The organism is Enterococcus sp. S53 (genome assembly GCF_016516865.1).
Classification (GTDB): domain Bacteria; phylum Bacillota; class Bacilli; order Lactobacillales; family Enterococcaceae; genus Enterococcus_D; species Enterococcus_D innesii.
Map to the genome: position 1 here is coordinate 81,073 of NZ_JACVUH010000011.1, position 14,219 is coordinate 95,291.

The 14,219-nt window shown below is 43.2% G+C and carries 17 protein-coding genes; all 17 read right to left on the reverse strand.

All coding sequences use genetic code 11. The features are described from left to right. Positions 1–702, reverse strand: coding sequence for an ABC transporter ATP-binding protein (locus tag IAE45_RS13375; protein ID WP_144771408.1), 702 nt, complete (start codon positions 700–702; stop codon positions 1–3). After that, positions 702–1,478: an ABC transporter ATP-binding protein gene (locus IAE45_RS13380; RefSeq protein ID WP_008380898.1), complete on the reverse strand. Its 777-nt coding sequence runs from the start codon at positions 1,476–1,478 to the stop codon at positions 702–704. The genes IAE45_RS13375 and IAE45_RS13380 overlap by 1 nt, the downstream gene beginning before the upstream one ends. After that, a complete protein-coding gene (locus tag IAE45_RS13385) occupies positions 1,459–2,436 on the reverse strand; it encodes a branched-chain amino acid ABC transporter permease (RefSeq protein ID WP_005228744.1) in 978 nt (325 codons plus the stop codon). Before IAE45_RS13385 ends, IAE45_RS13380 begins: the two co-directional genes overlap by 20 nt. 9 nt (positions 2,437–2,445) lie before the next feature. Then, positions 2,446–3,324, reverse strand: coding sequence for a branched-chain amino acid ABC transporter permease (locus IAE45_RS13390; RefSeq protein ID WP_005228742.1), 879 nt, complete (start codon positions 3,322–3,324; stop codon positions 2,446–2,448). A gap of 108 nt (positions 3,325–3,432) precedes the next feature. Further along, the gene (locus IAE45_RS13395; protein WP_086291916.1) at positions 3,433–4,620 is read right to left on the reverse strand and encodes an ABC transporter substrate-binding protein; all 1,188 of its coding nucleotides are present in this window, start codon (positions 4,618–4,620) and stop codon (positions 3,433–3,435) included. A gap of 284 nt (positions 4,621–4,904) precedes the next feature. After that, a complete protein-coding gene (locus IAE45_RS13400) occupies positions 4,905–5,786 on the reverse strand; it encodes an ROK family protein (RefSeq protein WP_140966534.1) in 882 nt (293 codons plus the stop codon). Between the two features lie 126 nt (positions 5,787–5,912). After that, positions 5,913–6,371 carry a GNAT family N-acetyltransferase gene (locus IAE45_RS13405; RefSeq protein ID WP_200126605.1) on the reverse strand — a complete coding sequence of 153 codons (459 nt, stop codon included), beginning with the start codon at positions 6,369–6,371 and terminating at the stop codon, positions 5,913–5,915. Between the two features lie 34 nt (positions 6,372–6,405). Further along, positions 6,406–6,681, reverse strand: a complete 276-nt coding sequence (gene yidD, locus IAE45_RS13410) for a membrane protein insertion efficiency factor YidD (RefSeq protein ID WP_206600723.1) — start codon at positions 6,679–6,681, stop codon at positions 6,406–6,408. 92 nt (positions 6,682–6,773) lie between these two features. Beyond that, positions 6,774–6,950 (reverse strand): DNA-directed RNA polymerase subunit beta, encoded by a 177-nt coding sequence (locus IAE45_RS13415; protein WP_005228723.1) that lies wholly within the window; start codon positions 6,948–6,950, stop codon positions 6,774–6,776. A gap of 20 nt (positions 6,951–6,970) precedes the next feature. Then, a complete protein-coding gene (murA, locus tag IAE45_RS13420; RefSeq protein ID WP_086291913.1) occupies positions 6,971–8,263 on the reverse strand; it encodes a UDP-N-acetylglucosamine 1-carboxyvinyltransferase in 1,293 nt (430 codons plus the stop codon). Positions 8,264–8,353: 90 nt separating this feature from the next. Beyond that, positions 8,354–8,587, reverse strand: a complete 234-nt coding sequence (locus tag IAE45_RS13425; RefSeq protein ID WP_008380880.1) for a DUF1146 family protein — start codon at positions 8,585–8,587, stop codon at positions 8,354–8,356. Between the two features lie 160 nt (positions 8,588–8,747). Then, positions 8,748–9,170 (reverse strand): F0F1 ATP synthase subunit epsilon, encoded by a 423-nt coding sequence (locus IAE45_RS13430; RefSeq protein WP_005228716.1) that lies wholly within the window; start codon positions 9,168–9,170, stop codon positions 8,748–8,750. A 31-nt stretch (positions 9,171–9,201) separates the two neighbouring features. Then, on the reverse strand, positions 9,202–10,608 hold the full coding sequence (gene atpD, locus IAE45_RS13435; RefSeq protein WP_086291912.1) for a F0F1 ATP synthase subunit beta: 1,407 nt from the start codon (positions 10,606–10,608) through the stop codon (positions 9,202–9,204). Positions 10,609–10,634: 26 nt separating this feature from the next. Continuing rightward, a complete protein-coding gene (locus IAE45_RS13440) occupies positions 10,635–11,537 on the reverse strand; it encodes a F0F1 ATP synthase subunit gamma (RefSeq protein WP_005228710.1) in 903 nt (300 codons plus the stop codon). Positions 11,538–11,552: 15 nt separating this feature from the next. After that, positions 11,553–13,109 (reverse strand): F0F1 ATP synthase subunit alpha, encoded by a 1,557-nt coding sequence (gene atpA / locus IAE45_RS13445; RefSeq protein ID WP_005228708.1) that lies wholly within the window; start codon positions 13,107–13,109, stop codon positions 11,553–11,555. A 23-nt stretch (positions 13,110–13,132) separates the two neighbouring features. Then, on the reverse strand, positions 13,133–13,675 hold the full coding sequence (locus IAE45_RS13450; protein WP_016619750.1) for a F0F1 ATP synthase subunit delta: 543 nt from the start codon (positions 13,673–13,675) through the stop codon (positions 13,133–13,135). Further along, positions 13,662–14,186 carry a F0F1 ATP synthase subunit B gene (gene atpF, locus IAE45_RS13455; protein ID WP_016612589.1) on the reverse strand — a complete coding sequence of 175 codons (525 nt, stop codon included), beginning with the start codon at positions 14,184–14,186 and terminating at the stop codon, positions 13,662–13,664. Before atpF ends, IAE45_RS13450 begins: the two co-directional genes overlap by 14 nt. Between the last annotated feature and the right edge of the window lie 33 nt (positions 14,187–14,219).

Sequence of the window (14,219 nt, forward strand, 5' to 3'; positions counted from 1 at the left end):
TTAACCTCCTAGATACGCTTTTCTTACTTCATCGCTTGCTAATAATTCTTCTCCTGAACCTTCTAAAACGATTTTCCCCGTTTCTAATACATAGCCGCGATCGGCAATCGATAAAGCCATTTTCGCATTTTGTTCGATCAGCAGCACAGTCGTTCCTTGCTGCTTGATTTCTTGAATGATGGAAAAAATTTCTTTGATAAAAATTGGTGCCAAGCCCATCGATGGCTCATCCAGCAAAAGCAAGCGCGGTTTTGACATCAATGCCCGCCCCATTGCCAACATCTGCTGCTCACCGCCAGATAATGTCGACGCATCTTGCGAGAGGCGTTCTTTCAATACAGGAAACTTGCGGTAAACTTGTTCATAGTCTTCTTTGACACCACTGTCTTTACGCAAGAAGGCGCCCATCTCTAAGTTTTCTTGAACCGTCAAACCGGAAAAGACGTGCCGCCCTTCTGGCACCTGCGACAAGCCGTTTGCGACGATTTTTTGCGGTGCTTCTTTCTCAATTTGCTTTCCTTCAAAAGTGACGGAGCCTTTTGAAGGACGGATCAATCCAGAAATCGTCCGTAAAATCGTGGTTTTTCCGGCACCATTGGCACCAATCAGCGAAACGATCTCTCCTTGATTGACGTGGAAGGAAACATCATGAACTGCTTGGATCATGCCGTAGTGAACACTTAAATTTTGAATTTCCAGCATCAGATTTCCCCTCCTAGATAGGCTTCGATTACCCGTGGATTGTTTTTGATCTCTTCTGGTTCACCGTGGGCGATGACTTGCCCGTATTCCAGTACATAGATCCGTTCGCACACTTCCATGACCAAACTCATATCATGCTCGATCAAGAGGATCGTCAATTGAAAATCTTTTTGGATCTTATAGATCAGCTTTGTCAGTTCTGTTGTTTCCTGAGGATTCATCCCCGCTGCCGGCTCGTCAAGAAACAAAATTTTTGGCTCTGTAGCTAATGCGCGTACGATCTCTAAACGGCGTTGCTCGCCATAAGGCAAATTTTTCGCTAACGTTTGACTTTTGCCATCCATATCAAAGATCCGTAACAGCTCTAAGGCTTTTTTCTTCATGGATTCTTCGTTTTTGTAATACTTTGGCAAACGCAAGATGCTGGTCAGTAGTCCTTCTTTATGCTTACTGTTCATAGCGATCAAAACGTTGTCCATCACGGTCAAGTTTTTAAACAAGCGAATGTTTTGGAAGGTTCTTGAAAGGCCTAAATCCGCGATTTTATAAGGCTTCACGCCATTTAAACGTTTTGGCTTACCTTGGGTCTCAAAAAGCACTTCGCCTTCACTAGGCTCATACACACCTGTCAGGAGGTTAAAGAGCGTTGTCTTGCCGGCACCGTTTGGTCCAATCAACCCGACCAGCTCATTGGTATCTAGATGGAGGTCTACATGAGAAACAGCAGCTAAACCGCCGAAGTTTTTCGTTAAGCTTTTAACTTCTAATAGAGGCATCGTTGTCATCCCCCTTTTTTCTAAATTTATCCAGCAGTCCTTTTACGGAGAATTCCCAGGTTCCTAAAAGTCCGCTTGGTTTAAAGATCATGATGATGATCAAAGCCAATGCATAAATGATCATACGCAAATCAGAGAAGCCTTGCAAGTACATGTTTAAGATTCCTAGCACTACTGCCGAAACAACTGCTCCTGTGGTACTCCCAAGCCCTCCAAAAACGACGATGATCAAGACATCGATCGATTTCATAAAACCGTAATCTCGTGGGAAAACCGACTGCTGATAGCTGGCATAAAGGGTACCAGCAATGCTTGCCATCACTGCTCCCATTACAAACGCAATTACCTTGTATTTCGTTGTGTTGACCCCCATCGATTCTGCAGCGATCTCATCTTCCCGAATCGCTAAAGTCGCCCGACCTGGTCCGCTATGGATAAAGTTTGACACGACAAGAATCGATAAAACGGCAAAGAGAAAGACGATCTGCCAATTACTGAATTGGGGCAATCCGAAAATTCCAGCAGGACCATTGGTCAAGCCTCGTAAGTTCACCAACAAGATCCGAATGATCTCTGCCACACCTAAGGTAGCGATCGCTAGATAGTCGCCTTTTAAACGGAGGGTCGGAATCCCAACTACTAATGCGACTGCACCTGAAACCAGCATTCCCACCAATAAACCAGTTAAAAAGCCGCCAAAGGTTGGATTGCTTGCCGACAGGATCGCGCCAGCATAAGCACCGATTGCCATAAATCCAGCATGTCCTAAGGAGAATTGCCCTGAAAAGCCGATGATCAGATTCAAACTGACTGCCAAGATGATATTGATGCCGATATTGACGATGATGGCATCAGAGAACAAATTGATCATTCCGCCGTTGTAAGCTGCAAATAATCCGAAATAAAGAATAGCTGCCAGAGCGAGCCAGATTAAGTTGTAACGTAAATTCTTTTTCATTTCTGCCACCTACACTTTCTCTTTGATATTTTTGCCGAGGATCCCAGCTGGACGAACCAACAATATAATTATTAAAATGACGTACACTAAAGCATCCTTGTAATCAGAAAAACCAAGCGCTGTCGCTGCTGTCTCCACCAAACCGATCACAAAGCCGCCTAAAGCTGCACCAGGAATGATCCCGATCCCGCCGAGAACCGCCGCAACAAAAGATTTCAGACCAGGAACGACCCCCATTGATGGATCAATGGAATTATAATACAAACCGATCAGCATCCCGCCAGCTGCAGCCAAAGCCGAGCCTAAGGCAAAGGTAAAGGAAATCGTTCGATTGACATTGATCCCCATCAAACGCGCTGCATCTGCATCAACACTTACTGCCCGCATCGCTTTTCCCATCCGGGTCTTTTTCACGATCAATTGCAAGAGAATCATTAAGGTAACCGAAACAGCCAAGATCAATAACTGGACATTACTTACTTGAACAAACCCGATGGAATAAGTTTGTCGTTCGATCGCTTGCGGAAAGGGGCGCACATTGGCTGAAAAGAAAAAGATCATGACATTTTGCAAAAAATAAGAAACCCCGATTGCCGTGATCAGTGCCGAAATTCGCGTGGAATTGCGTAAGGGACGATACGCTAAAAATTCGATCGTTACCCCAAGAGCTGCACTGGCGATCATTGAAATGAACAACGCGGGGAAAAACCCTAATTGCCATTGATTGATCAAAAAGTAACCGATAAAACTACCAATCATATAAACTTCTCCGTGGGCGAAGTTGATCAGCTTGATGATGCCATACACCATCGTATAACCCAACGCTAACAAGGCGTAGATACTGCCTAGAAACAAGCCGTTGATCAATTGTTGGATCATCATTTCCATATACTCACTTCCAATATCATTTATTATGGTTCTTCTCATTAGAGAAAAGAAACTGAGACAAACACATCAGGTCTGTCCCAGTTTTCACTGCCAAACAACTACAGGTTTTTAAGGTTCCACAGTGTCTGCTGAGGTTTCCTTCCCGTCAGTCAATCCTAAAACAACTGCTGATTTCTCAGGGTTATGATTTTCATCCATTGTGATTTCACCTGTCACGCCGACAAAGTCTTTCAGTTCAGACAAACCAGCTGCAATTGCCAATGAATCTGCTGAGTTTTGATCTTCGATTGCTTGTTTGATCATATAAACGGCATCATAGGCTAATGCATTAAAAGCAGAAGGTTCTTTGCCATACTTTTCCTTGAAAGCGGCCACAAACGGCTCAACTTTGTCATTTGCTGGTGCTTTGGTAGAGAAGTGACCGGTATAGTAAACATTGCTGACATTTTCTGCACCAGCTGTTTGAACCATTTTTTCATCACCGAATCCATCGGCACCAATGATTGCTTGATCAATTCCTAATTCTCGCGCTTGCTTGATGATCAAACCAGCTTCTGTGTAGTAGCCTGGAATGAACAAGACATCGAAGTCGACATCTTTGATTCTTGTAAGAACTGCTTGGAAATCTTTGTCGCCTTCAGTAAAGTTATCTTCTAAGACAATTTCACCTGGGTAGCTTTCTTTAAATGCTTCCGTCAATCCAATTGCGTAATCACTTGAGTTGTCTCCCAAGATCACGGCTTTTGATGCATCCAAATTTTCAGCCGCATATTTCGCTAAGATCGTTCCTTGGAAGCTATCTTGGAAACAAGAACGGAAGGCAAATTCTTGCACTTTCCCACTAGTGTAAGTAATCGCATCGTCAGTACCTGAAGGAGTAACCATTGGTACTTGCGCTCTAGTCACGTTAGGCAAAGCTGCTTTCGTAGCACCAGAGGTTGCTGGACCAATGATGGCTACCACTTTATCATTCGTTGCTAAATTGGCTGCTACTGTAGCAGCTTCATTGTTATCTGATTTGTTATCTTTCGAAATAATTTCAATTTGTTTTCCAAGAACACCACCGGCAGCATTGATTTCTTCTACTGCTAAGTCGATTCCTTCTTTTTCAGCCGTCCCATAAGCAGCTACGGCTCCTGACAACTCTAAATTGGTTCCGATCTTGATGGTATCTCCCTCTTGTTTGTTGCCACCTTCAGCAGCCCCGCTGCCGTCCGTTGATCCACCTGTTGGTCCAGCGCTACACGCTGTCAACAAAAACAAACTCGCAAACAAAAACGCAAATTTCTTTTTCATATTTTTCCTCTCCTTCACTTCCCCTGAATATGTTATCCAATATACTGAAAAATCCGGAAAATGTCAACGAATTATCAGAATATTTCACCTATTCAGAATTTATTTTTTTCGCTATAAAAAAATGGGGTTTTTAAAACACTGATCCACCAACAATGGAATCGCTTTTCAGTTTTTTGAGCAAAAAGAAAAGTAAGCAAAGTTTTTTTCCTTTGCTTACTTTTTGAACGTTTCGAATTGCTTCATTTTTTTGTCAAAAGGACGTTTGAAAACATCACATCTAGATGTTAGCGGCTATTTCTTGGATACAATGCTTGAAAATTGGCTGCTGCCCCAACTAGATTGGCGTCATTGCGATAGTCACAAAGCTTGATCAGTGGGACAAAATCATTTAAAGCTTGATCTGCCAGCATTTTTTTCAACCGTTGATCAACTTCTTGTAATAAGCCTTTTTTGGCACTGACACCGCCACCGATAATGATCACTTCAGGATCAAAAGCAAATTGAATACTGAACAGTCCTTGCGCTAAATAGCGGTAAAATTTATTGACTTCCTCGATCGCAATGGCATCCCCATCTTCTGCGCGTTGAAAGACCTCTTCGCCGGTAATTGTGGCTCGATCTACACCGATTCGATCACAATACCGCCAAGCCATCTGAACCGCTGTCCCTAATTGCGAAAATGTTTTGCCTTGATCCAAGATCATCAACCCAAATTCGCCACCGTATAAATGTGCCCCACGGACTAGCTCACCATTTTGAAACAGGGTGCCGCCAACGCCTGTTCCGATCACAACGAAGGCAGCTTGCTGAAACTCTTTGCCCGCTCCTTGATAAAATTCAGCCATCCCAGCGCAATTGGCATCATTTTCGATGGTTACTGGTACCCCAAATGCTGCTTCGAGTTCAGAGTAGATGTCAAACCCATGGATATAAGGGATCGCACTAATGCCGTCGATCCGCCGCTCTTGGGCATTGACCGCACCCGGCGCACTGATCCCGACTCCTTCGATCTCTTCGTTTACGCTTGTTCTCACTTGCTGAAGTTGGGCTTTCATTTCCTCCCAAGTATTTGGAGTAGTAAATTTGCCTTTACTCACCAAAGAATCTTGTGACCAGACGCCGTATTTTACTGCTGAACCACCCATATCAAAGACTAAAATCGCCATTTTTTCCCCTCAATCCTTTATTATTCTGATACTATCTATTTTACCGTAAGTCCCCGCTTGAAGAAAGCGATTTCCGATAACAATAAAAAAAACAGCCTAAAATCGACATAGACTGTCTCTATGGGATTAGAGCTGCTTTTCCAAAATAACTTGATCGATCAACTGCTGCCCATTTTCGAAAATCGGTTCAGCATAGTGGGTGGTGAAATAATTTTTCACCCGGTCTTTTTCAACATAGCCTTGCTTTTGGTACAAAGTCAAGGCTGCAGAGGGCAGACTACCGGTTTTGATCACGACAAGAGGGTGTTTTGCACCTTGCTGCTGACTAAGAATCGCTTTTTCGGCAGCTTGCAACAATTGACCCCCAATGCCCCTTCCTTGCTTTGCTGGGGAGACAGCCACATTCATTATCTCCCACTTTGTGCCTTGGTCTTGATACACTAAGACACCGATCACTTCTCCAGCTTCTTCATAAACAAGCGTCTGGCTGTCATATAGATAGCCTTCTACAACTGTTTTTTCAGGATCCGAATCCAGCAACAGTGACCAAGGATACGCTTCATTAGGGTGGATTGGACGAATCATGTTTTTCTTCCTTTTCTTTTTCTCTTATGTTCGTTTAACTTTTCCGATAACGGTACGTTGGTTTGACTTTATCATCAGTGTTACGTTTTAACGTAAAGGTCTGAGGCACGTAGTCGATTCCCCCCTTTACAAAAGGATGGCACCGTAAGATACGTGCGATTCCCATCAAACCTCCTTTGGCTGCTCCATGGACTTGGATCGCTTGGATCATGTATCCTGAGCAAGTCGGATAATAACGACAGCTAGGAGGAAATAATGGAGAAATAAAACGTTGATAGAAACGAACAAAGCCAATCAAAAGTTTACTCATTTCTTGCCAACCTTTCTTTTTATGATCACGATGCAGTAAAGACAGATAGAAAAAACTAGGACTCAGCACGAGGCGTAAGTCCTAGTTTTGGTTTACTTCATAAACTCAAAGATATGATTCCAAAGACTTGGAGAGAAGACTTTAAAAGGACTACCGTCGCCAATCACTCCATAGCCAATCATTGTTCCAGCTAAGAACAATAAAATAGCTAACAAAATGACAATTAGAATTTTTATCAAGCTAGTTAGAATGTAACGGTTCAACTTCACTTTATTCTCTCCTACTCCTACTAAGCGTTTACTGGTACGGTTTCTTCAACTACTTCAGAAACTCGTTCCACAGAAGCACCTAATTGCTGCAATTTTTCATGGAATTTGTAATAGCCACGATCCAAATATTTTAGATTGCGGACACGTGTCCGACCAGTTGAACGCAGACCTAATAAAATCAACGCTGCGGCAGCACGTAAATCCGTCGCATAGACCAGCGCACCTTGCAATTCATGGCCGCCTTCGATCACTGCTATGTTGCCGTCGATTTTGACATGAGCATTCATCCGACGCATTTCTTCTAAATGTTGGAAACGATTCTCAAATACCGTTTCATTCACAACACTTGTTCCAGCTGCTAAAAGTTGAATAGCAGACATTTGCGCTTGCATGTCCGTAGGAAAACCTGGATGAGGCATTGTTTTCACATCTGTTGCCTTCAATTTTTCAGGTCCAACGACACGAATCCCTTCAGCTACTTCAGTCACTTCTGCGCCCATTTCGATCAATTTTGAAATCAATGGACGATTGTGTTCTGAGATTGCATCTTTAATAATAACGTCTCCTTGAGTCATCGCAGCTGCAACCATAAAGGTTCCTGCTTCGATACGGTCTTGGACGATCGAATGATCTACTGCATGCAGGTGTTCGACCCCTTCAATACGCATCGTTTCGGTTCCTGCACCAAAGACCTTGGCACCCATTTTGTTTAAAATGTTTGCTAAATCGACGATTTCAGGTTCACGAGCGACGTTTTCAATGATAGTGATGCCTTTAGCTTTTACGGCAGCCATCATGATATTTTGCGTTGCGCCGACACTTGGGAAATCCAAGTAAATGCTATTGCCTTTTAACTCATCAGCGATCGCTTCTATGTATCCATCTTTTTGGATGATTTGAGCGCCTAGTGCTTGAAATCCCTTCAAATGTAGATCAATTGGTCGTTTGCCGATTGCACAGCCGCCAGGCATTGCCACTTTGGCATGACCATTACGGGCTAACAAAGGTCCCATGACTACGATTGAAGCGCGCATTTGGCTTACATACTCATACGGTGCTTCGATCGCTAACTCTTGTGATGCATCGATCGTCATCGTATTGTTTTCTTCTTCAAAATCGATTGCGACATTTAAATGCCGAATCACTTCTTTCATTGTTAATACATCGGAAAGGATCGGTACATTTGTTAATGTCGTTGTTCCTTCTTCCGCTAATAAGCTTGCCGCTAAGATAGGTAGAACAGCATTTTTTGCCCCTTCGATCTTCACTGTTCCAGTTAATCGATTACCACCTTGAACGATCATCTCTTCCATTTATGTTCCCTCCAAATAATGCAGTGACTCACACAAATCTTGCCAATTATAGCATAATATTCGGTGTTTTTGCATATATTAATGAAATTCTTAAAAACCTGTTAAAAATAAATTACGACATAACGCAATCAACTCAAGGAAAAAAGTACTGGCGGTGTAGCCTAATGCAATCGCAAGAAACACCATGACCATTCGTATCTGAGTCGTTCGTAAGGCTTTAAAAAAAGCATCGATCCGCACAGATTGCAATGCCCAAAATGCTAAATAGATGAACGCTAAATGACTCACGATTCGAATGATTGCATCAATTCCATACACTTGCATACTTCCTGCTCCTTTTTTCATAATTGAACATTCCTATCATACCACAAAGATGTCAAGATAAAAAATAATCTTTCTTGAAACCTTCATGAAAAGACTTTAAAAAGTTTTTAAAACGTTTTCTCGGAGAAACAAAAAAACAAAGGCAAGATGCCCTTGTTTTTTAGGAATGTTTTGACACGTTGATTCGATTGATGGCGCGGTGCAAAGCAACCGTTGCGCGACGAAGCTGGTCGATATCTTCGACTTGTTTGGCCTCTTCGATTTGACGTTCTGCACGTTGTTTTGCTCTTTCTGCCCGTGAAACGTCGATGTCGCGATCACGTTCCGCACTATCGGCTACGATAGAGACAACATTGTCCCGCACTTCAAGGATACCGCCATTGACGGCGACCCAGTCGACGTGAGTATCCGAATCGATCCGTTTGACCCGGACTTCATCAATCGTCAAAGGAACGATGATTGGGGCATGATGCGGCAAAATACCGATCTCGCCATCTGTCGTACGTGCAACCACGATTTTCGCGTGGTGATCGTAAACCAAACCAGCAGGTGTCACCACATTGACTGTTAAAAATTGATCCATGAGGTTCCCCTCTTTCTTCGAGGCTGGTTAATTAATAGCCAATTTTTTTCGCTTTTTCAATGACGTCTTCAATTCGTCCTACACTACGGAAGGCTTCTTCTGGAAGATCATCATATTTTCCTTCAAGAATCTCAGCAAAGCCTTTGATCGTTTCCTCAACTGGTACATAAGAACCAGGTTGTCCAGTAAACTGTTCCGCTACGTGGAAGTTTTGCGACAAGAAGAATTGAATCCGACGCGCACGAGCCACTAACGTTTTTTCTTCATCAGACAACTCATCCATCCCTAAGATAGCGATGATGTCTTGTAGTTCGCGGTAACGTTGCAACGCATGCTGTACTTCAGTCGCTACTTCATAGTGTTTTTCACCAACGATTTCAGGTGCTAACGCACTAGAAGAAGAAGCCAGTGGATCAACGGCTGGATAGATCCCTTGTTCAGTCAATTTCCGTTCCAAGTTGGTTGTTGCATCCAAATGGGCAAAAGCAGTCGCTGGTGCCGGGTCCGTGTAGTCATCGGCAGGAACATAGATCGCTTGAATAGAAGTAACCGATCCTTTTTTCGTTGAAGTGATCCGTTCTTGTAATTGTCCCATTTCGGTTGCTAGTGTCGGTTGATACCCAACAGCAGAAGGCATCCGACCTAGTAAGGCAGATACTTCAGAACCAGCTTGCGTAAATCGGAAAATGTTATCGATAAACAAGAGTACGTCTTGTCCTTCTACATCGCGGAAGTACTCCGCTAAGGTCAAACCAGTCAAGGCAACCCGCATCCGAGCACCTGGTGGTTCGTTCATTTGTCCAAACACCATGGCTGTTTTTTCGATAACGCCAGATTCTTTCATTTCATTATAAAGGTCGTTTCCTTCACGTGTCCGTTCACCAACACCTGTGAAGACAGAGATCCCCCCATGCTCTTGGGCGATGTTGTGGATCAGTTCTTGAATCAAGACGGTTTTACCAACACCGGCACCACCGAAAAGACCAACTTTCCCCCCTTTTAAATAAGGGGCTAATAAGTCGATAACTTTGATCCCAGTCTCAAGGATCTCGGTACTTGTTGACAATTCATCAAAGTCAGGAGCTTTTTTGTGAATCCCACTGCGAGGTGCTTCTTCAGGGAACGGCGCTTCTAAATCGATAGTGTCTCCTAGGACATTAAACACCCGTCCTAAGGTGTCTGTCCCAACTGGAACAGAAATGGAGGCGCCTGTATCGATTACTTCCATTCCTCGTTGTAAGCCATCTGTTGATTCCATGGCAATCGTACGGATAACGCCGTCGCCAAGTTCTAAGGCAGCTTCTAACACAACTTTTGTTTTCTGCTCATCTTTTTTGTAAACAATCAACGCATTGTTGATATCTGGTAATGATTGGTCTAGAGAGAATTCCACGTCAACAACGGGACCAATGACTTGAACAATCTTGCCTGAACTCATTCGTATTCCTCCATTCGTTCTTGAAACTATTCTAACGCGGATGCCCCCGCCACAATTTCAGTAATTTCTTGGGTGATTGCGCCTTGACGCGCTCGGTTGTAAGAGATCGTCAAGTCCCCAATAATATTTTTGGCATTATCTGTTGCTGTTTTCATCGCTGTCATTCCGGCAGCATGCTCGGCTGTTTTTGCGTCAACAATCGCACCATAAATCAAGCTTTCAGCGTATTGAGGCAGTAATTGATTCAAAATCGCTTCTCTAGAAGGTTCAAACAAGTATTCTTGTTCATAACTTTCGGCTTCTTCAGGATCTAGATCGGAAATCGGCAACATTTTCTCCACACGAAATTGGCTAGTCAATGAGTTGATATGATGGTTATAACACACATATAATTCATCGAAGACTTCGTTTTGGTACATCGTTGTCGCCAATGTTACGATTTTACGCACCTCGTCAAAGCTTGGTTGATCCGAAAGGTTTCTTAACTCGTACGCCAAATTGATGCCCCGTGCTTTGAAAAAGTCGGCGCCAGTTGCACCAATGGCAATCATGACATACTCTTCTTCTTTTGCATGGTCTTCGTCCAGCATGGTCATCATTTGCTTCAAGATGGAACTATTGTAGCCGCCCACTAGACCGCCATCAGAAGTGATGACGATATAGCCTGTGCGTTTGACCGGACGACTAACCAACATACTGTTATAGTTCACACCATCTTTAGGACCGGAACCTGCAAGATCGGAAAGCTGCTGCGCAGTTAAATGCGTAACGATTTCACGTACTTTGTTGGCATACACTTGAAACTGTTTCGAATGAGCTTCAGATTTTGTTAATTTTGCAGCTGAAACCATTTGCATGGCCTTTGTGATTTGGCTGGTTTTTTTTGTTGAGGCAATTCGTTGCTTGATTTCATTTAATGAAGCAGCCATTTTCTCTCACCTCTTTTATGCGTTTTGCATTGTCGATATTTTATCTTGCGGCGTTACCCGAGAACTGTTGGATGCCATGAAAATATCTTTGAATGCTTTAATGGTGTCATCTAACAAGCTTTCTTCTGGCAAGTCTTTCGTTGTCCGAATGGTTTCAAAAATCGTTGCTGCGTTTGCTTCGATATATTCAAATAATTCTGCTTCAAAGTCCAATAGTTTATTGACTGGCACACTATCAATGAATCCATGCGTCAAGGCATAAAGAATCACGACTTGTTTTTCTACTGCCAATGGTTCATGCAGTTTTTGCTTCAAGATTTCAACGGTTCGACGACCGCGGTTTAATTTGGCTTGTGTCGCAGCATCTAGATCAGACCCAAACTGTGTAAAGGCCTCTAGTTCGCGATAGCTAGCCAAGTCCAAACGCAAGGTACCGGCAACTTTTTTCATCGCTTTGATCTGCGCAGAACCACCAACCCGTGAAACGGACAATCCAGCCGCTACGGCAGGACGCACACCAGAATAGAATAGGTCGTTTTCTAAGAAAATTTGTCCATCTGTGATAGAAATCACGTTGGTTGGGATATAGGCTGAGATATCCCCTGCTTGTGTTTCAACAAACGGCAATGCCGTCATTGATCCACCGCCTAGTTCATCACTTAATTTCGCTGCACGTTCCAATAAACGAGAGTGCAAGTAGAAGACATCCCCTGGGTATGCTTCACGACCTGGCGGACGGCGTAGAAGGAGAGAAAGTTCACGATAAGCGACTGCTTGTTTTGATAAGTCATCAAAGACGATCAAAACATGTTTGCCGTTATACATGAATTCTTCTCCCATTGCTGCCCCAGCATAAGGTGCGATGTAAAGCAATGGTGCTGGTTGTGAAGCACCTGCTGAAACAACGATCGTGTAATCAAGTGCACCGTAACGGCGTAATGTTTCTACTTGTGCACGAACCGTTGAGTCTTTTTGGCCAATAGCGACATAGATACAGATCATGTCTTGCCCTTTTTGGTTGATGATCGCATCAATAGCGATCGTTGTTTTCCCGGTTTTCCGGTCACCGATGACTAATTCCCGTTGGCCACGACCGATTGGTACTAAAGCATCAATAGCTTTTAAACCAGTTTGCATTGGTTCCGAAACGGATTTCCGTTGCATAACACCTGGTGCAGCTGCTTCGACTGGGCGTGATTTATCTGTTTCGATCGGACCTAAACCATCGATTGGTTGCCCTAATGGATTTACTACCCGGCCAATTAATGCATCGCCGACAGGAACTTCCATGATTTTACCGGTTCGTTTTACTTTGTCCCCTTCACGAATGGTTTCAAAATCACCTAGGATGATGATCCCGACATCGTTTGACTCTAAGTTTTGTGCCATCCCATAAGAACCGTTTGAAAACTCAAGCAGTTCTCCACTCATGGCATTTTCTAAACCGTGGGCGCGGGCGATCCCGTCCCCAACGTATGTGACAGTACCGATTTCTTCTACAGAAAGTTCGTTCTGATAATTTTTAATTTGCTCTTTGATCAAGGCACTAATTTCTTCTGCTTTGATGGCCATCCGATTCACCTCTTATCTCTTGTTTATCTGCCGATTTTTTGTCGCAGATAATCCAGTTGGCTCTTAATACTACCGTCGATCACTTGATGATTTGCTTCAACGATGACACCGCCTAAAATCGTTGGATCGATCGTTTCTTTCAATTGTGCCTGCTTGTACCCAAGCTTATCGGCGATCTGCTTTTCAATTTTGCTTTTTTGTTCTGCTGACAAAGCAACAGCCGTTGTGATCGTTCCGAGAACAAGACCTTGATATTCATCGTAACGACGTTCGTATTCATCAATGATCAGCAATAGATCATCCATGCGATCATATTCATAAACGATCTCTAAGAAATTTCTGACCAAGCCTTCAAAGCCCTTCAGCAATTGATCGACTAATTGTCTTTTCTCATGAAGATCCAAACGGTTATCGGTCACGATTTGGCCGAATGTTGGAATTTCCTGATAAATCTGACGCAAGGTCATTAATTCTTGGTAAACTTCTGTCAAGCGCTGTTCTTCCATCGCCAATTCGAACAACGCTTTTCCATAACGTTTTCCCACTGTGAATTTATCGAGTTTCATTAACTGAACCCAATCCTTCGATATATTGATTGATTAGGGATTCATGATTTTCGGGAGTCAATTCGCGGCCTAAGATTTTTTCTGCGATTTGAAGCGAAAGTTCTGCCACATCATCTTTCACTTCTTTTAACGCAGTTTCTTTTTCAAGGGTGATATCTGAGTTGGCTTTTTCTTTCAAACGAGCCACTTCTTCTTTGGTCTCGCTCAAAATATTTTGCCGACTCAATTCCCCGCTATCTTTGGCGCTCTTGATGATCTCCGCAGCTTCAGAATGAGAACGTGCCAATTTTTCTTGGCGTTCTTTTTCTAATTTTGCTGCATTCAAGCGTGATTGTTCCGCTGAATCCAAATCATTGGCGATTTTATCTTCCCGTTTTTGCATCATGCTACTGATGGCATCCCATGCAAAATGTTTCAATAAGAATAGCAAAAGAAGAATTGATCCGCTGACAACGATAATATTGCCAAGCATTGGATTTTGAACTTCCGCCATAACCAACTGATTTAGCATAACGATTCTTCCTTTCTGAAAGTCATTGTTTCA